Here is an 18110-nt window from a genome sequence, read left to right as displayed (position 1 = left end):
TGCTGACAGCTGTCTGGCGCGCCGGCCTCGGTCGGATGCACAAAATCCCGGCGGCGTTGTTTGGGCAAATGCCTTTGCCTGCGTTCAGTCGACCGGCAGCAGTTGCAGCCCCAGGTACAAGCTCAGCATGCCTTCCAGGCGCAACGGGTCGACTTCGCCGAGTTCGGCGATGCGCTCCAGCCGGTAACGCAGGCTGTTGCGGTGAATCCCCAGGGCATCGGCACAAGCCTGGCTTTGGCCATCGTGCGCGCACCAGGCGCGCAGCGTGTTCAGCAGCTGGCCGCTGGCATCGCGGGCGCGAAGGCGCTGCAGCGGCTGCAGCAGCTCATCCAGCGCGTCTTCGTTGCGGTGGCGCCAGAGCAACGCCGGCAAGCGGTAGCGGTTGAGGCTCAGCACTTGCTCTTGCGGCAGCACCTCGCGGCCATAGGCCAGCAAGTCACGCACGCGTCGATAACCGCGGCGCAGCTGCTCCAGGCTGTGCGCCGCGCCGCCCAGGGCCAGGCGTTCGACCTCCCAGCCGTGGCGCTGCAGGCGGTCGATCAGGCGTGCTTCATCCAGCACCAGGCCCGCCGGCCGGCACCACAGCAATGACTCGCGCGAAGGGCTCACGCACCAGCTTTCCGGGTAACGGCTCATCAACCAGGCCGAGAGCGTTTCGGCGGGTGGGCCGGCGCGCAGCTCGAACAGGCATGGCACCCGTGGCAACTGAGGTTTCAGGCCCAGCTGCTGCGCCTCATCCAGTAGCCGCGGCGAATCGCCACTGCCCCCGAGCAGCAACGCCAGCAAGTCGTCGCAACGCTGGCGCCGCCACTGCTGCTCGACCTGCAGATGGCGTTGCGCCAGGAGCATCTCGGCGGTCATGCGCACCAGCTCGCCGTAGGTGCGCAGTTGCTGCGGCTCACCGGTCAGGCCGAGCACGCCGATCAGGCGCCCGTCAAGCATCAACGGCAGGTTGACCCCCGGCTGCACGCCCTTCAGGCACTTGGCCGCGTCGACGTCCAGCTCGACCACCCGGCCATTGGCCAATACCAGCTGCGCCCCCTCGTGGCGGGTGTTGATGCGTTCCGGCTCGCCACTGCCGAGGATCAGCCCCTGGCTGTCCATGACGTTGACGTTGCACGGCAGAATGGCCATCGCCCGATCGACGATATCCTGCGCCAGGTCATGGTCCAGTTCGAACATTCAGCGATCCTTAAACGTGTCAGCTTTTGTACGGCAGCACAGCGCCATGCACGATACGCTGTGCAAACGCACAAAGACAGGCGCGTCGCACTCCCCGAGACTCGTCAGGGCGAGCGCCGGCACAGGCGACGCGGCGACAACCATAACAACAGAGACCACGATCATGGCACACAGCCCTGCCCCTGACCAAGGCACAGACATCACCCGCAACGCGCTGTACCGGCGCATCACTTTGCGGCTGATCCCGTTCATTTTCATCTGCTACCTGTTCAACTACCTGGACCGCGTCAACGTCGGCTTCGCCAAGCTGCAGATGCTCGACGCATTGAAGTTCAGCGAGACCGTGTACGGCCTGGGCGCCGGCATCTTCTTCATCGGCTACGTGCTCTGCGGCCTGCCGAGCAACCTGGCGCTCAACCGCTTCGGCCCGCGGCGCTGGATTGCCGCGATGATGATCGCCTGGGGCAGCCTGTCGACCTGCCTGCTGTTCGTCACCACCCCGACCGAGTTCTACACCCTGCGCCTGCTGACCGGCGCCGCCGAAGCGGGCTTCTTCCCCGGCGTGGTGCTGTACCTCTCGCGCTGGTTCCCGGCTGATCGCCGTGGCCGCATCATGGCCCTGTTCATGTCGGCGATCCCGGTGTCGGGCCTGCTCGGTGGGCCGTTCTCGGGCTGGATCCTCGACCACTTCGCCGCCGGCCAGCATGGCCTGGCCGGCTGGCAGTGGATGTTTCTCATCCAGGGGGTGCCTACCGTGCTCCTCGGCGTGCTGGCCATCAAGCTGCTGAGCGACGGCTATCAGAAAGCCGCCTGGCTGAGCACTGCCGAGCGCCAGTTGATCGCCGCCGACCTTGAGGCCGACGCTGCCAGCAAGCCCGCCACCCGTGGCGACAGCGTGATCGCCGTGCTGACCAACCCGCTGATCTGGACCTTCGGCTTCGTCTACTTCTGTATCCAGAGCGGTGTGTACGCGATCAACTTCTGGCTGCCGTCGATCATCAAGAACATGGGCTTCGACAACCCGCTGCTGATCGGCTGGCTGAGCGCCATTCCGTACCTGCTGGCCGGCGTGTTCATGATCCTTTGCGGGCGCTCGGCTGACCTGCGCAACGAGCGGCGCTGGCATCTTGTGATACCGATGCTGATGGGCGCCGTCGGCCTGCTGATCGCGGTCAACTTCGCCGGTAACCCGACCCTTGCCATCCTCGGCCTGTCGATCGCCACCATGGGTGCCCTCACCGGCTTGCCGATGTTCTGGCCGATGCCGACCGCACTGCTCAGCGCCAGTGCCGCAGTGGCAGGCCTGGCGATCATCAACTCGGTGGGCCAGATGGCCGGGTTCCTCAGCCCGTACCTGGTCGGCTTCATCAAGGACCAGACTGGTTCGACCGATGCTGCGCTGTATTCGCTGGCCGCGTTGATCGTGCTGGGTAGCCTGGTGGCCCTGCGGGTTACCCGGGCCGGTGCATTGAAGACTGCAGCGGCCAATTGAGCTTTTTGATGCGTTCGCCTTGGGATTTGCAGCGCCTGTGAGATCGAGCGCCGCCCGCGCGGCGCATCGCGGGCAAGCCCGCTCCCACATTTGTTTCGGGCCAGTTACTCCTGTACCGCCAACAGGGACCGCCTTGGTGTATGGCTAGAGACAGGTGGAGCAGCCGCTGTGCCCATCGCGATGCATCGCGGGCAAGCCCCACATTTGTTTCGGGCCAGTCTCTCCTGTGAAGCCAACAAGAATCGCCTTGGTGCATGGCTAGAGACAGGTGGAGCAGCCGCTGTGCCCATCGCGATGCATCGCGGGCAAGCCCCACATTTGTTTCGGGCCAGTCTCTCCTGTGAAGCCAACAAGAATCGCCTTGGTGCATGGCTAGAGACAGGTGGAGCAGCCGCTGTGCCCATCGCGATGCATCGCGGGCAAGCCCCACATTTGTTTCGGGCCAGTCTCTCCTGTGAAGCCAACAAGAATCGCCTTGGTGCATGGCTAGAGACAGGTGGAGCAGCCGCTGTGCCCATCGCGATGCATCGCGGGCAAGCCCCACATTTGTTTCGGGCCAGTCTCTCCTGTGAAGCCAACAAGAATCGCCTTGGTGTATGGCTAGAGACAGGTGGAGCAGCCGCTGTGCCCATCGCGATGCATCGCCTTGCCCCTGCTGGCTTCCACCGAGATCCATCGCCATACGAACAAGGCGGTCCCTGTTGGCGGTACAGGAGTAACTGGCCCGAAACAAATGTGGGAGCGGGCTTGCCCGCGATGCGCCGCGCGGGCGGCGCTCGATCTCACAGGCGCTGCAAATCCCAAGGCGAACACCACGACGCCGATCGTCAGTTCAACGCATCCCCTTCGCCCCTCAGGCGTCAAATGTCTCCAAAAGCCCCCCTTTGGAGAAGCCCCATGACCCAGCACGCCGTGGCCCGCCTCGAACAGCTCGATGCCAAGCGCCCATTGCGCGTCCAGGCAGGCAACGAAGAAATGATCCTCGTCCGCCAGGGCGACCAGGTCCATGCCTACCAGGGCAACTGCCCGCACGCAGGCGCGCCACTGGAAGAAGGCGTGGTCTGTGGCGGCCTGCTGATCTGCCCCTGGCACAAGGCAGCGTTTGCCGTCGACGAGGGTGCGGTCTGTGAACCTCCGGCCTTGACCGGCCTGCGCCGCTACCGGGCGTGGGTCAAAGACGGTGAAGTGTGGGTCGATGACCAACCCTTGCCACAGAGCGAGCCACCGCGTCACAGCGATGCCCGCACCTTCGTGGTGATCGGTGCCGGTGCCGCCGGCTCGGCGGCCGTTGCCACACTGCTCGACCACGGCTTTGGCGGGCACCTGATCTGGCTCGACCAGGAGCGCCACCCCGCCTACGACCGCACCGCCTTGAGTAAATTCGTCATTGCCGGCGAGATGGCGCCGGACGAGGTGTCAAGCCTGATCGAACCCGACCAGCTGCGCAGAGGCCATCTGGACCGACGCTTCGGCAAGGTCCGTGCGCTGGATGCGAAAAAGCGCCAGATCACCCTCGCTGACGGCCAGCACATCGACTATGACGCAGCCCTGCTGGCTACCGGCGGCAAGCCGGTGCGTCCGCAGCTGCCAGGTGTCGACCTGCCCGGCATCATGACCTTGCGCTCGCGCGAGGATGCCGCGCACCTGCTCGATGCCGCCGAACCCGGGCAGCCGGTGGTGATCGTCGGTGACGGCTTCATTGGCCTCGAAGCCGCCGCTGCGCTACGCAAATATGGCGCGCAGGTGCATGTGGTCACGCGTCACGAAGTACCGTTGGCCAAACAGCTGGGCGAGCGTATCGGGCGCTGCATTCGCGAGCTGCATGAGCGCAAGGGCGTGGTGTTCCACGGCCCGACCGACGTCGAGCGCTTCTTGGGCGAAGACAAGGTCGAAGCCGTGCAACTGGCCAATGGCGAGCAGCTGAGCACCTCGCTGGTGCTACTGGGAACGGGAGTAAAGCCGGCCACGGCGTTCGTGCAAGGCGTGCAGTTGGCCAAGGACCAGTCAGTGTCGGTCGATGCCGAACTGCATGCCGCCGATGGGTTGTGGGCCGCGGGCGATATCGCCACCTTCCCCCATGCAGGGCAGCCGGTGCGCATCGAGCACTGGCGGCTGGCCCAGCAGCACGGCGTGATTGCAGCGGCCAACATGCTGGGTGAGCAACGCCGCTACAACGATGTGCCGTTCTTCTGGACCTACCAGCACGGGCGTACCTACGAGGTGCTGGGGCATGCCCGGAATTGGGACCGCATCGAGTTCGTCGGTGAGCCGGAGAAAGGCGATTTCATTGCCCTGCAGTGTTTCGCAGACCAGGTTCAGGCAGTGGTAGCCAAGGGCTATTCGGATGCCATGGCGACGCTGTCGCAACGGATGAAGCGGCCCTTGAGCCTGATTGAGGCCCTCCAGCTGATTGGCTGAAATCACCGCCCTGGCGGCTTTCAAACCCCGTCGGTTCTGTGTAAAACAACCGGATCATTCCCCGCAAAGGATCCTCGGCATGATCTACCGTCCCCTGGGCCAATCCGGCCTGCAAGTCTCCGCCCTGACCCTGGGCAGCATGATGTTCGGCGAGCAGACCGGCACCGAGGATGCGCTACGGATCATCGACAAGGCCTGGGACCAGGGCATCAACTTCATCGACACCGCCGACGTGTACAACGCCGGCCGCTCCGAAGAGATCGTCGGCGAAGCGGTGGCGCGCCACCGCCAGGACTGGATCGTTGCCTCCAAGGTCGGCATGGGGCCCACCGATGGCCTGCCCAACCGCAGCGGGTTGTCGCGCAAGCACATCTTCAATGGCATCGATGCCACGCTGACGCGCATGCACCTGGACTACCTGGACATCTATTACCTGCACCGCGAAGACCACAAGGTGCCGCTGGAAGAAACCGTGCGGGCCATCGGTGACCTGCTGCAGCAGGGCAAGATCCGTTACTGGGGGGTGTCCAACTACCGTGGCTGGCGCATCGCCGAGATCTGCAACCTCGCCGAGCGCCTGGGTGTGGCCAAGCCCGTGGTAAGCCAGCCGCTGTACAACATCGTCAACCGCCAGGCGGAGCCTGAGCAAATGACCGCCGCCGCGTATCACGGCCTGGGTGTGGTGCCCTTCAGCCCGCTGGCCCGTGGCGTGCTCAGCGGCAAGTATGCACCGGGGGCCGAGCCCGAGGCCGGCAGCCGTGCTGCGCGCCAGGACAAGCGCATCATGGAGGTGGAATGGCGCCAGGAGTCACTGACCATTGCCCGGCAGCTGCAGGATTACGCCCAGGCCAAGGGCGTGGGCCTGGTCGAGTTCGCGATTGCCTGGGTGCTCAACAGCCAGCTGGTCAGCTCGGCCATCGTCGGACCGCGCACTGAGGCTCAGTGGGATACCTATGGCGGGGCGCTGGAGGTGAAGATCACGGCGCAAGACGAGGCATTCATCGATTCGCTGGTGACGCCGGGGCATGCGTCTACGCCAGGGTTCAATGATGTGGCGCATTTTGTCAGTGGGCGGTTGGCTCGGCGCTGAGTGTTCTCCTGTCCCGGCCTCTTCGCGGGCTTGCCCGCGAAGAGGTCGGCACAGGAAAATGGCATTGGGGAGCTCTACGCCGGGGTCCCGGTCCCCCCTTTCCCCAATCATCCCGGTATCGTTCGCGCCATTGGTTTCCCACCTCTGGAGCAACAATGAAACTCTTGCAACCCCTGCAGATCGGCCCCCTGACCCTGCCCAACCGCGTGTTCATGGCCCCGCTCACCCGCCTGCGCAGCCTGGAGCCTGGCGACGTCCCGACGCCGATGATGGCCGAGTATTACCGTCAGCGCGCCAGCGCCGGGCTTATCATCACCGAAGCCACGCAGATCTCTTTCCAGGCCAAGGGTTACTCCGGTTCGCCAGGCATCCACAGCGCCGAGCAAATCGCTGCCTGGAAGGTCGTCAACCAAGGCATCCACGCCGATGGCGGTCACAGTGCCGTGCAGGTCTGGCACACCGGCCGGGTTTCGCACACCTCGCTGCAACCCGACGGTGAAGCACCGGTCGCACCATCGGCCCTGCCGGCCAACGCCCGCACCACCCTGCGCGATGAGCAAGGCAACCTGATGCGGGTGGAAACCTCCACGCCCCGTGCCCTGAGCGAAGTAGAGATTGCCGCCATCGTTGCCGACTTCGGCCAGGCCGCCGTCAACGCCCGTGAGGCCGGCTTCGATTTCATCGAGCTGCACGCCGCCCACGGCTACCTGCTGCACCAGTTCCTCACCCCGAGCGCGAACCAGCGCGAAGACCGTTATGGCGGCAGCGTGGAAAACCGTGCGCGTATCGTTCTGGAAGCCGTGGACGCTGCAATCGCCAACTGGAGCGCCGAGCGCGTCGGCATCCGTGTCTTCCCGCTGGGTGGTTTCAATGGCGTGGACAACGGCGAGGACCAGGAAGCCGCCGGCTTGTACCTGATCAAGGAACTGGCCAAGCGCAACCTCGCCTACCTGCACCTCTCCGAGCCGGACTGGGCAGGCGGCAAGCCGCTGCGTGATGAGTTCCGCGAGCAGATCCGTGCCGCGTACCCAGGCGTCATCATCGCGGCAGGTGCCTATACCGCCGAGAAAGGCGAAGACTTGATCGGCCGTGGCCTGATCGATGCCGTGGCTTTCGGCCGCAGCTACATTGCCAACCCGGACCTGGTTGAGCGGCTGCGGCTGCAGGCGCCGTTGAACGAGCATCGGGCGCAGTTCGACTATGCCAACGGGCCTGAGGGGTATACGGACTATCCGTTCCTCAAGCAGGCCTGATACTGAAAAGGGAGCCCGAAAGCTCCCTTTTTTATTGCCTGTAATGGCCTCTTCGCGGGCACGCCCGCTCCCACAGGTATTGCACGGACTTCAAGCACTGTGCAGAACCTGTGGGAGCGGGCGTGCCCGCGAAAAGGCCAATGAGGTTTAACGCAATTCGGCCAAAGCGCGCGCCGCATAGGCATGCGAGCGCAAACGCGCCAACGGATCATGGATCCGGCAATCGATCATCAATTCATCCGCTCCGGTCTGCTCGATCAGCGAACGCAGCCCTTCCCGCACCCGCTCCGGCCCACCGGCAATGCTGCAGGCCATCACCTGCTCCAGCACTGCCCGCTCATGGCCCGGCAAGTTCTGCACATAGCCTTCCTGCGGCTTGGGCAGCAAGCCGAAGCGCCCGACATGCAGGTCCAGCATCCACTTGCGGTGCGAGCTGGCCTGGTAATCGGCCTCGGCATCGCTGTCGGCGGCGAACAGGTTCACGCCCACCATTACATACGGCTTGGCCAATTGTGCAGAAGGCTGGAAGTTGGCCCGGTAGTGGGCAATCGCCTGCAGCAGGTAACGCGGTGCGAAATGCGAGGCAAAGGCATAGGGCAGCCCCAGCTTCGCCGCCAGGTCGGCACCGAACAGGCTGGAGCCGAGGATCCACACCGGCACTTCGTGTGCGCCCGGCACACCGCGGACCTGGCGCTTGCCGTTGTCGGCCAGGTAGTCGCGCAGTTCGGCGATGTCCTGGCTGAAATCACGCTCCGGCGCAGCGCCACGCAAGGCACGAACGGTGGGCCCCGAGGTACCGGGCGCACGCCCCAGGCCCAGGTCGATACGGCCCGGATGCAACGTGTCGAGGGTGCCGAACTGCTCGGCGACCACCAGCGGCGCATGGTTGGGCAGCATGATGCCGCCAGCGCCGACGCGAATGTGCTGGGTGGCATTGGCGATTTCGTTGATCACCAGCGAAGTGGCAGCCGAACCGATGCCGGGCATGTCGTGGTGCTCGGCGATCCAGTAGCGGCGGTAGTCATGCTGCTCGACGTGGCGAGCCAGCTGGCGGGATTCTTCGATCGCGTCGGCGAAGGTCTTGCCTTCGCCGATCATGACCAGATCCAGTACGGACAGGGCAGTCATGGGGTCTCCAGAGGGATTATCAGTGACGCCAGTTTCCGCGCTGCGGCGCCAGGGATAAACCCGGCCTCAGGCCCCACATAGGGGCCTTGAAGTCCCTAATCAGTCTTCCCAAGGCACTCCTCGTTCCCAGGTCGCCACCAATAGGTCGATGAACCCGCGTACCCGTGGCGACAGGTGCCGCTTGCTCGGATAAACCACACGGATCGGGTCAGCCGGTGGGCGATAGTCGTGCAGCACCTCCACCAGCCTACCGGCCCGCAGGTCATCGCCAGTGATGTAGGTCGGCAGGTGAATCAGGCCGAAACCGGCCCGGGCACCATCGAGCATCGCCTCGGAACTGTCGATGTTCAACCGCCCGGGCTCCTCGCACAGGTGCAGCCCTTCGTCGGTGTGAAAGCGCCACGGCATCGACTTCTCGCCACTGAGGAAGGCGATCTTGTCATGCCCGTAAAGGTCTGCCGGCACCTGCGGCACACCGTGCTGGTGCAGGTACGCGGGTGACGCACAGGTGACGAACTGCTGCCAGGCGACCGTGCGGGTCAACAGCTGCGAATCTTCCTTGGGCGCACCGATACGCACGGCAACGTCGACGCCCTCTTCCACCAGGTCGATAAAACGGTCGGTGAATCGAATATCGGCGCGCAGCTCTGGCCACTGCTTGAGGTAGGCATCCAGGATCGGCAGCACATGACGCTGGCCGAACGATAACGGCGCGGTCAGGCGCAAGGTACCCGTTGGCCTGCCCCGGCGCAGGGCCATGGTGCTCTCGACCTCGTCCAGATCATCGAGAATCTGCCGCCAACGCTCGAAGGCCACCTGGCCCTCGTCGGTCAGGCTCAGCTTGCGTGTGGTGCGGTTGAGCAGGCGCACCGCCATGCGCGCTTCCAGCCGGGCGATGCTCTTGCCCACCGCCGAGCGGGTCAGGCCAAGGCTGGCTGCCGCTGCGGTGAAGCTGCCAGCCTTCACTGCGCTCACGAAGGCGGCGATATCGCCGAAGCGGTTGGGTTCCATGGCGGGCTCCTGCGGATACGAAAGACCCGCTTAGATGGGTGCGATTTGCGCCATTGCAAGGGCTGATACAAGCGCTTTGATGAGCAACAGGTGCACAGGGTAGAACAGATAGCCCCAGCGCCGCACCGCTGGCACCGGCCAATGCTCGGCCCGCAGCAGCAGGCAGCCGACGGGTATCGCCAGCGCCGCGGCGGCCATGGTGATCAAGGTCACCGGGGCCCCGAGGTGCCCGCGCAGCCAGCTGTTGGTCAGGTTGCCCGCCACGGCCAGCAGGCAAGGCAGCAGCCACGCCAGCCCACCCTGCCGACGCGCCAGCAGCCAGCCAGCGGGAAGCAACACACCGGGCAGGCCATACATCAGACGCTCGCTGCAGAGCGCGGCGAGCAGAACGGCAGCAAGCCCGCCCAGCCGGACCCAAACCTGCTGATGATGCACACCCCATGCAACCAGCAGCCCCAGGGTCAGCGTGGGAATGATGCTGAAGGTCTGCGAGTCAGGATCCAGCCAACGATACGGCGCTTCGGACAATACGGCGAACGCCAGCAACCAGCCGAGGTAGCGCAGGTTGATGTCGCCGGCACGCGCCACGTTGACCGCCATGGCCAGGCAGAACAAGGGAAATGCGAACCGGCCAACGATGAACAAGCCTTCAGCCGCTGGCCAGATGAACCGCACATGGTCGGCGACCATGGTCACGATCGCCACCCACTTGACCAGGTCCAGCCCCGCCGACCGCACGCCTCAGTGCCCTGGCTCGCCGGCCTGCCCCAGGTACCTGCTGGTCCAGGCTGCCAGTGGCAACGGCGGTTGCTGGTCGAGGATGCGCCGCCAGATCAGCGCCAGGTCGTCTCGGTCGAACATCGCGCCGCTGCCCTGCCACAGGCTTGGTCGGTCGACGATCCAGTGGCCCTGGCTGTCGCGGTGGGCCATGTTGAAACGGAAGGTGTAGTTGCCCGGGATGCCCATGCGCAGGTCGGTGACCACCAACGCGTCACCGACCTCGTCATAGCGCAGCCAGTCGCCTGTGAACCAGCGCAAGCGCTGGAGCAATGCAGACCCGCTGAGCGCCTTCGCCGCGTCAAGGTTCAGCGGCAGGCGCTGCATCTCCGGTGGATCGCGGTCGAATGCACTGCTGATGCCTTCGTAGTAATGACCGTCCGGGGTCTTCGCCAGCACCCGCCAGACCAGGCTGTTGAAGGCCATCGGCACTGCGCGCACCTCGCTCACGACAATGCCCTGTGCATCGAGCGCGGTCTGCAAGCGCTGTTCGGCGGCCATGCGCCCGGCCAGGCCGAAGCCCAGGTAGGCCGTGCTGAACAGCAGTGCCATGCCCAACCACCGTATCGCCCTGCCCCGCAGGCCCTTGAATGCCGCATGGATCACGGCCGCCAACAGCGGCACGGTATAGGCCGGATCAATGATGAACACCGCCGCCCAGCTCAGCGGGGTGAATGCCAGTGGCCAGAACAGCTGGGTGCCGTAGACCGTGAACGCATCGAGGATCGGGTGGGTCACCAGCACCAGCCAGAACGCCAGGAACAGCCGGGAAAAGGTGTAGCCCTTGTCGGGCCAGCGCGTTCGGGCGAGCCAGTTGACCAGCCAGGCCAGCAGCAAGGCGAGCCCGGTGAGGACGAAGAGCGAATGGGAAAAACCGCGGTGATAGGTCATCTGCGACACCGGGTCGGCATAGCGGATGATCACGTCGAGGTCCGGCACGGTGGCCAGCGCAGCGCCGTAGATGAGCGAGCGCCGGCCCTGGATGCGGCCCAGGACCGTACCTTGCAGCGCAGCACCGAGCACGGCTTGGGTGATGGAGTCCAAAGTCAGGCTTCCTCAATGGCAATTGAGGAAACCTAACCCCCGGCACCCGGGTGGCGCAATCGCTGCTGTGTGACAACAAATGGCCGGTGATGCCTTAGAACAGCTGCCAGGTGTACACCAGGGTCAGCCGGTTCTCATCGATGTCACTCCGGTAGTTGGACCGCGCCATGGCATTCCTCACTCGAATTCCCAGCCCTTTGAACACCCCGCTCTGCACCGCATAGCCAATGTCCAGGTCACGCTCGCGGTCCTTGCCCTCGTATCCCTTGCCCGTGTCGACATTGTTGCCGGTGATATAGCGAACCGTCGCGGTCAACCCTGGCACGCCCATGGCCGCAAAGTTGTAGTCATAACGCAGCTGATACGAACGCTCCTCGGTATAGGCGAACTCATAGGTCGGCACTTCGTTACCCAACGGCGAGATGTTGGCGAATACCCGCGGGAACGGACTGTCGCCATAGATGCCCTGGTAGCCGGCGCCGAAGCTGTGGCCGCCATGCCGGGCAGTGAACATCGAGAAGAACGCCTGGTTGTCGATCTTGCCCAGCAGCGCGTCACCGTCTTCGTGGGCGGTGAAATAGCCAAGGTTGGCGCTCAGCACCCAGTCCCCCACCGGCTTGCTGTGCTTCAGGCCAAGGAAACCCTGGTGGTAGATATCTTCAAGCTGCCCGTACCAGAGGCTGACACTGCTCTGGTTGGCGTTGAACGCATAGTCACCGCCCACATAGTTGAACGCATCACTCTCGGCCTGGCGCTGGGGCACATGGCCAAGCATGGCGTTCATCTTGCCGTCACCCCCCTCGTTGCGCAGGTGGGTGCTGGTCAGGTGCCCGGCCTGTACGGTCAGCCCGTCGATTTCTGCCGAGCTGATGCTGGTGCCCTGGTAGGTCGGCGGCAACAGGCGGATATCACTGAACGTCAGCACCGGCAGGTTGGGCTGCAATTCGCCCACGCGCAGCTCGGTCTTCGACAGCCGGGCCTTGAAGGTGGGCGCAATGCGGCTGTACTCGTCGGCGGCGCGACCATCGCCATGCACCGGCAGCAGGCCGGTGTTGACCCGGTCCGGGCTGCTGTCGAGCTTGATGCCGAGCAGGCCCAGCGCGTCGACGCCAAAGCCGACCGGGCCTGGCGTGTAGCCGGATTTGAAATCGAGGATGAAGCCCTGGGCCCATTCCTCGGCTTTGGATTGCTGGTTGGCCCCAACGATGTCGGAGAAATCACGGCTGAAGTAGTAATTGCGAGCACTGAGGCTGGCTTTGGCATCCTCGAAGAAGCCGCCTTCGGCAGCGAGCAAGGAAGGGCTGAGCAAGGTCAGCCCGATGGCGACGCAAGGGGTGTGGTTCATTCCGAAGCTCTCTTGATCTTGTTCTTATGGATAAAGCGCGGGGAACACAGGAATTCAGGGAGTGCGGCGCAGCACCTCCCGAGGTTGCGTGCGGCGCAGGCGCAGCAGCCCGTGGGCCAGCAGGCCGAACAGCAGCCCCCAGAACGCGGCCGACAGGCCCAGGAAGGACACCCCCGAGGCGGTGACCAGGAAGGTGAACAGCCCGGCATCGCGTTCGCTGGGTTCGGCCAGGCTACGCGCCAGGGCCTCGCTGATGGCGCCGTACAGGGCAAGCCCGGCCAGCGCGGCGATCAACGCGGCCGGGAACGCGGCGAACAGCGACATCAGCGTCGCCCCGGCAATCCCCAGCAGCAGATACAGCGCGCTGCCGGCGACCGCCGCGATGTAACGCCGACGTGGGTTCTCGTGGGCTTCATGCCCGGTGCACAGGCTGGCGGTGACGGCTGCGAGGTTCAGGCCATGGCAACCGTACGGTGCGAGCAGCGCGCCGGCCAGTGCGCTGGCACTGATCAGAGGGCTGGCCGGCGTGGCGTAGCCCGCATTGCGCAACACCGCCATGCCCGGCATGAACTGCCCGGTCAGTGCGACCAGCACCAGGGGCAGTGCCAGGCTGAAGGTTGCCGCCAGGCTGAACTGCGGGGCAATCCACTGTGGCGAGGCCAGTTCCAGCACCAGCACCTCGCTGCGAAAGCCACCGCTGGCCACGGTCACCATGGCGCCGACACCCAGCACTGCCGCCACGGCATATCGCGGTTGCAGCCTGCGCATCAGCACGTAGGTCGCGAACATCGCCAGCACCAGCAGCGGCTGCACCGGCAATGCTCGAAACACTTCGGTGCCGAAGCTGAACAGGATGCCGGCCTGCATGCCCGCCGCAATGGAGCCAGGCAGGTGCGCGATGATGCGGTCGAAGGCCCCGCTGATGCCGATCAGCAGCAGGACCAGGTTGGCGATCAGGTACGCACCTACGGCCTGCTCCAGGCCGAGTTGGGGCAAGGCGGTGACCAGCAGCGCCGAACCCGGGATCGACCAGGCGATCACCAGCGGTACCCGGTAATGCAGGCTGAGCACCGCGCCGAGCACGGCGCTGCCCAAGGACACGGCCCAGACCCAGGACGACAGCATGGCGTGGGACAGGCCGGCGGCTTCTGCGGCATGGAAGATGATCACCAGCGGGCCTGCGTAGGAAATCAGGGTCGCGATGCAGCCGGCGACCAGGGCTGACAGGGAGCAGTCCTTGATCAGGGTTTTCATGAGACGTCTCGCAAGGCTACGGCCGGCCTTGGTGGCTGGCTCTTGTTTTGTGTTGGCCTCTTCGCGGGCAAGTCGGATCGCCGCACCGCCGCTCCCACAGATTCACCACTGGTCTCAAGGTTTGTGTGGGAGCGGCGGTGCGGCGATCCGACTTGCCCGCGAAGAAGCCAGCGCGGTGTATCAGGCCTCCTGCAACGCACGCGGCCGCCCGCTGCGCTGTTCGTCCTCGGTCCCGTGCGCCTTCTGCAACTGGAAATCAAATTTCAACTCGGCATGGCGCCCCTCTGCCCCTTCATGGAACACCACCTCACCCACCAGCCCGTCACGGGTGGCGTAGGCAAAGTCATCCCAGAGGTACTTGTCCCCGGCCAGGTTGATCTGGGTGGTCAGGTGGCGGTGCCCCGGTGCCGAGATGAAGAAGTGCACATGCGCCGGACGCTGGCCGTGGCGGCCGAGCAGGTCCAGGCATTCCTGGGTCGGGCCCTGTGGGTCGCAGCCATAGCCCGACGGCACGATGGAGCGCGCGCGATAACGGCCCTCGGCATCGGTGACGATGCGCCGGCGCAGGTTGTACTCGGACTGGCTCTGGTCGAAGAACGAATAGGTACCACGGGTATTGGCATGCCACAGGTCAACGATGGCGCCGGCCAGTGGCTGGCCTTGCGGGTCGAGCACCTGGCCCTCGAGCAACATGACGGTTGCCACGCCCTCTTCGCTGCCGTCGTCCATGCGTACTTCGCCTTCGGCCAGCGGCGCGCCGGCCACGTACAACGGGCCTTCGATGGTGCGCGGGGTGCCTCCGCTCAAGCCGACTGCGGCGTCCTTGGCGTCCTGCAGCAGGTCGAGGAAGTGCTCGATGCCAAGGCCCGCCACCAGCAGCCCGGCCTCACCGCGCCCACCCAGGCGGTTGAGGTAGTCGACGGCGTGCCAGAACTCGTCGTCGGTGATCTCCAGGTCTTCGATCAGGCGTGCGGTGTCCTGCAGCACACGCTGGATGATGCGCTTCAGGCGCGGGCTGCCTTGGTCATTGCCAAAGCCGGCGGCCTCTTCGAAGAACGCCTGGATATCGGCAGTGTGGGAAATCTTCACGGTCATGATGGATACCTCATTTTGTTCTTGTGCAAAGGGTTGAATCAGCGGTCGTCACTGTGGATCGACGACGGATGGCGGCACAGGCCGTCGACCTCGATGTCCATGTACGGGAACAGCGGCAGCTGCATCAGCGTGTCGTGCAGCGCCTCGACGCTGGGCACGTCGAACACGCTGTAGTTGGCGTAGTGCCCGGCGATGCGCCACAAGTGGCGCCAGGTGCCTTCGCGCTGCAGGCGCTGGGCCAGTTCCTTCTCGTCGGCCTTCAGTTGCGCGGCCTTGGCCGGGTCCATGTCGACCGGCAGCTTCACGGTCATCTTCACGTGGAACAGCATGTTGTCTTCTCCTGTCTTGCCTGATCTCTAAAAGCGGGTGCGGTCCCTGTGGGAGCGGGCATGCCCGCGAACACGGGCGAAGCCCGTGCCATCCCTGTGGGAGCGGGTTTACCCGCGAACACCGGCACAGCCGGTGCCATCCTCCGCGTTGCCTGCTTCGCGGCTAAAGCCGCTCCCACAGGGGTTCTGTGTCTTCATTCAGTCCGTGGTCTCAGCGGCGGGCGAAGCGCGCCAGGCGGGTTTCGTCCAAACTCAGGCCCAGGCCTGGCGTTCGTGGCACATGCAGCTGGAAGTCGTGGTACTGCGGTGGCTCGTTGACGATCTCTTCAGTCAGCAGCAGCGGCCCGAACAGCTCGGTGCCCCAGGTCAGCTGGCGCAGGGTGAGGAAGGCATGGGCCGAGGCCAATGTGCCGATCGAGCCTTCGAGCATGGTCCCGCCGTACAGGGCGATGCCGGCCGCTTCGGCGATCTGCGCGGTGCGCAGCACGGCGCGTGGGCCGCCGTTCTTGGCGATCTTCAGGGCGAAGATGCTGGCGGCGCCATCGGCGGCCAGGCTGAAGGCGTCCTCGACGCTCTCGATGGATTCGTCGGCCATGATCGGCGCCGGGCTGCGCTGGTTCAGGCGCACCTGGCCGCCGCGGTTGATGCGCGAAATCGGCTGTTCGATCAGGTCGATGCCGTTGTCGCCGAGCACCTGGCAGGCACGGATGGCTTGCGACTCGTCCCAGTACTGATTGACGTCGACGCGCACGCTGGCGCGTTCGCCCAACTCGCGCTTGATCGCCACCACATGCTTCAAGTCCTGCTCCAGCGGGTTGGCGCCGATCTTCAGCTTGAACACGCGGTGCCGGCGGATCTCCAGCATGTGCTCGGCCTCGGCGATGTCGCGGGCGGTGTCGCCGCTGGCCAGGGTCCAGGCCACCTCCAGGCTGTCGCGCACGCGCCCGCCCAGCAGCTCGCTGACTGGCAGCCCAAGGCGCTTGCCCTGGGCGTCGAGCAAGGCGCTTTCGAGGCCGGACTTGGCGAAGGTGTTGCCCTTGGCCAGCTTGTCGAGCTTGAGCATGGCGGCGTTGATGTTGTCCGCTGGCAGGCCGATCAAAGCGGGTGCCAGGTGGGCGTCGATATTGGCCTTGATGCCCTCGGGGCTCTCGTAGCCGTAGGCCAGGCCGCCAATGGTGGTGGCCTCGCCGATGCCTTCGACGCCGTCGCTGCAGCGCAGGCGCAGTATTACCAGGGTCTGCTGCTGCATCGTGTGCATCGCCAGCTTGTGCGGGCGGATGGTCGGCAGGTCGACGATGATCGCGTCGATGCGTTCTATGGTCGGGCTTGTCATGCAAAAGCTCCAGTTCAGTCAGTGAATGATCAGGCCGTCGCCAGAGGGGCCTGGCGCCGGCCGCTGGCCAGGTGCACGGCCATGGCCAGCGCAGCGATTGCGCCAGGAATGGCGAAGGCGATGAAATTGAGTTGCAGCGGCAGGTTGATGCCCATCAGCGCACCGCCGAGCAGCGGGCCGACGATGGCACCGTTGCGGCCGATGCCCGATGCCCAGCCAAGGCCGGTGGAGCGCACCGACAGGCCGTAGAGCTGGGCAGCACCGGCATACAGCAGGATCTGCGTGCCGATGGTGGTGGCGCCGGCGATGAAGATCAGCAGGTACAGCACCGGCATCGGGCTGTTGACGCCAAGCAGGCTGATCGACAGCGCCGCCGCGATGAAGAAGGCCACCTTGACCTTGACCAGGTTGTAGCGGTCACCCAGCCAGCCGCCGAGAATCGCCCCGGCCATGCCGCCGAAGTTCAGGGCCAGCAGGAACGACAGGCTCGACCCCAGGCTGTAGCCAGCGTTGGCCATCAGTTTCGGCAGCCACGAGCTGAGCGCGTAGACCATCAGCAGGCAGCAGAAGAATGCCAGCCACAGGGCCAGGGTGCGGATGGCCAGGCCGTTGCGGAACAGTTCCAGCACCGAGCGGCCACCCCCTTTGCGATCCGCCGCCTGCAGCGCGTCATCCGCCTGCACATCGCAATCCGGGTCCAGGCGTTTGAGCAACTTGCGCGCTTCCTCGGTACGCCCCTGGCGCACCAGGAAGCCGATGGACTCAGGCAAGTAATAGAGAATCACCGGCAACAGCAGCAGCGGTACGGCAGCGGCGAAGAACATCGACTCCCAGCCAAAGCGCGGCAGCATGAAGATGCCGACACCTGCCGAGAGCATGCCGCCCAGCGAGTAGCCGCTGAACATGATCGCCACCAGGGTGCTGCGCACGCGCTTGGGCGCGTATTCGTTCATCAGCGCCACGGCATTGGGCATCAGGCCGCCGCAGCCAAGGCCGGCGATGAAGCGATAGATACCGAACTCGCTGGGGCTGCTGGCAAAGCCGTTGAGGATGGTCGCCCCGGAAAACAAGGCAAAACAGATGGCGATCCCTTTCTTGCGCCCGATGCGGTCGGCCAGGCTGCCGAACGCCAGGGCGCCGAACATCATGCCGAACAGCGCGTAGCTGCCCAGTGCACCGGCCTGCAATGGCGTCAGGCCCCACGCTTTCATGATCACCGGCAGTACCACGCCGTAGATGAACAGGTCGTAGCCGTCGAAGATCAACAGCAGGCCGCACAGGGCCATGACCCTCCAGTGGAACGGTGTGAAGCGGGCGTTATCGATGATCGGGTGTACGTCAAGGGTTCGCATGGCATCT

At 65.0% G+C, this 18110-nt stretch carries 15 protein-coding genes; 4 read left to right on the top strand and 11 right to left on the bottom strand.

The window, feature by feature from the left end:
• Positions 1–84: 84 nt before the first annotated feature.
• Complete coding sequence (locus CQW31_RS16515; protein ID WP_099814928.1) at positions 85–1182, bottom strand: sugar diacid recognition domain-containing protein; 1098 nt, start codon at positions 1180–1182, stop codon at positions 85–87.
• Between the two features lie 163 nt (positions 1183–1345).
• Between CQW31_RS16515 and CQW31_RS16510 the strand changes: the two genes are divergently transcribed.
• From CQW31_RS16510 to CQW31_RS16490, 4 genes are all read left to right on the top strand, one after another.
• Positions 1346–2674: an MFS transporter gene (locus CQW31_RS16510; RefSeq protein ID WP_099814927.1), complete on the top strand. Its 1329-nt coding sequence runs from the start codon at positions 1346–1348 to the stop codon at positions 2672–2674.
• 897 nt (positions 2675–3571) lie between these two features.
• Positions 3572–5092, top strand: a complete 1521-nt coding sequence (locus CQW31_RS16500) for an FAD-dependent oxidoreductase (protein WP_099814926.1) — start codon at positions 3572–3574, stop codon at positions 5090–5092.
• 79 nt (positions 5093–5171) lie between these two features.
• Positions 5172–6182, top strand: a complete 1011-nt coding sequence (locus CQW31_RS16495; protein WP_099814925.1) for an aldo/keto reductase — start codon at positions 5172–5174, stop codon at positions 6180–6182.
• A gap of 155 nt (positions 6183–6337) precedes the next feature.
• Positions 6338–7435, top strand: coding sequence for an alkene reductase (locus CQW31_RS16490; protein ID WP_054884537.1), 1098 nt, complete (start codon positions 6338–6340; stop codon positions 7433–7435).
• Between the two features lie 147 nt (positions 7436–7582).
• On the opposite strand, the gene CQW31_RS16485 is transcribed toward CQW31_RS16490, so the two are convergent.
• From CQW31_RS16485 to CQW31_RS16440, 10 genes are all read right to left on the bottom strand, one after another.
• On the bottom strand, positions 7583–8563 hold the full coding sequence (locus CQW31_RS16485) for an LLM class flavin-dependent oxidoreductase (RefSeq protein ID WP_054884538.1): 981 nt from the start codon (positions 8561–8563) through the stop codon (positions 7583–7585).
• Positions 8564–8662: 99 nt separating this feature from the next.
• Entirely contained in the window at positions 8663–9574 is a 912-nt protein-coding gene (locus CQW31_RS16480) for a LysR family transcriptional regulator (RefSeq protein ID WP_099814924.1), read from the bottom strand.
• Between the two features lie 30 nt (positions 9575–9604).
• Complete coding sequence (locus CQW31_RS16475) at positions 9605–10312, bottom strand: TraX family protein (protein WP_099814923.1); 708 nt, start codon at positions 10310–10312, stop codon at positions 9605–9607.
• Positions 10313–10315: 3 nt separating this feature from the next.
• Positions 10316–11395, bottom strand: coding sequence for a metal-dependent hydrolase (locus CQW31_RS16470; RefSeq protein ID WP_099814922.1), 1080 nt, complete (start codon positions 11393–11395; stop codon positions 10316–10318).
• A gap of 94 nt (positions 11396–11489) precedes the next feature.
• Positions 11490–12740, bottom strand: a complete 1251-nt coding sequence (locus CQW31_RS16465; protein WP_054884542.1) for an OprD family porin — start codon at positions 12738–12740, stop codon at positions 11490–11492.
• A gap of 54 nt (positions 12741–12794) precedes the next feature.
• Entirely contained in the window at positions 12795–13994 is a 1200-nt protein-coding gene (locus tag CQW31_RS16460) for a benzoate/H(+) symporter BenE family transporter (RefSeq protein ID WP_099814921.1), read from the bottom strand.
• A gap of 180 nt (positions 13995–14174) precedes the next feature.
• Positions 14175–15089, bottom strand: coding sequence for a catechol 1,2-dioxygenase (catA, locus tag CQW31_RS16455; protein ID WP_099814920.1), 915 nt, complete (start codon positions 15087–15089; stop codon positions 14175–14177).
• Positions 15090–15127: 38 nt separating this feature from the next.
• Entirely contained in the window at positions 15128–15418 is a 291-nt protein-coding gene (gene catC / locus CQW31_RS16450) for a muconolactone Delta-isomerase (RefSeq protein WP_003256111.1), read from the bottom strand.
• 211 nt (positions 15419–15629) lie between these two features.
• Positions 15630–16751: a muconate cycloisomerase family protein gene (locus CQW31_RS16445; RefSeq protein WP_054884545.1), complete on the bottom strand. Its 1122-nt coding sequence runs from the start codon at positions 16749–16751 to the stop codon at positions 15630–15632.
• A 29-nt stretch (positions 16752–16780) separates the two neighbouring features.
• Positions 16781–18103, bottom strand: coding sequence for an aromatic acid/H+ symport family MFS transporter (locus tag CQW31_RS16440; protein ID WP_099814919.1), 1323 nt, complete (start codon positions 18101–18103; stop codon positions 16781–16783).
• Positions 18104–18110 lie beyond the last annotated feature (7 nt).

It is taken from the genome of Pseudomonas sp. 382, assembly GCF_002759075.1.
Taxonomy (GTDB): Bacteria; Pseudomonadota; Gammaproteobacteria; order Pseudomonadales; family Pseudomonadaceae; genus Aquipseudomonas; species Aquipseudomonas vlassakiae.
The sequence above is the reverse complement of the archived record's forward strand: the minus strand, read 5'-3'. Positions and strand labels throughout refer to the sequence as shown.

Coding starts and splice junctions, on each gene's coding strand:
- catC (WP_003256111.1), bottom strand. CDS start 15,418: ATGCTGTTCCACGTGAAGATGACCGTGAAGCTGCCGGTCGACATGGAC.
- CQW31_RS16480 (WP_099814924.1), bottom strand. CDS start 9,574: ATGGAACCCAACCGCTTCGGCGATATCGCCGCCTTCGTGAGCGCAGTG.
- CQW31_RS16465 (WP_054884542.1), bottom strand. CDS start 12,740: ATGAACCACACCCCTTGCGTCGCCATCGGGCTGACCTTGCTCAGCCCT.
- CQW31_RS16490 (WP_054884537.1), top strand. CDS start 6,338: ATGAAACTCTTGCAACCCCTGCAGATCGGCCCCCTGACCCTGCCCAAC.
- CQW31_RS16500 (WP_099814926.1), top strand. CDS start 3,572: ATGACCCAGCACGCCGTGGCCCGCCTCGAACAGCTCGATGCCAAGCGC.
- CQW31_RS16515 (WP_099814928.1), bottom strand. CDS start 1,182: ATGTTCGAACTGGACCATGACCTGGCGCAGGATATCGTCGATCGGGCG.
- catA (WP_099814920.1), bottom strand. CDS start 15,089: ATGACCGTGAAGATTTCCCACACTGCCGATATCCAGGCGTTCTTCGAA.
- CQW31_RS16440 (WP_099814919.1), bottom strand. CDS start 18,103: ATGCGAACCCTTGACGTACACCCGATCATCGATAACGCCCGCTTCACA.
- CQW31_RS16510 (WP_099814927.1), top strand. CDS start 1,346: ATGGCACACAGCCCTGCCCCTGACCAAGGCACAGACATCACCCGCAAC.
- CQW31_RS16495 (WP_099814925.1), top strand. CDS start 5,172: ATGATCTACCGTCCCCTGGGCCAATCCGGCCTGCAAGTCTCCGCCCTG.
- CQW31_RS16445 (WP_054884545.1), bottom strand. CDS start 16,751: ATGACAAGCCCGACCATAGAACGCATCGACGCGATCATCGTCGACCTG.
- CQW31_RS16460 (WP_099814921.1), bottom strand. CDS start 13,994: ATGAAAACCCTGATCAAGGACTGCTCCCTGTCAGCCCTGGTCGCCGGC.
- CQW31_RS16485 (WP_054884538.1), bottom strand. CDS start 8,563: ATGACTGCCCTGTCCGTACTGGATCTGGTCATGATCGGCGAAGGCAAG.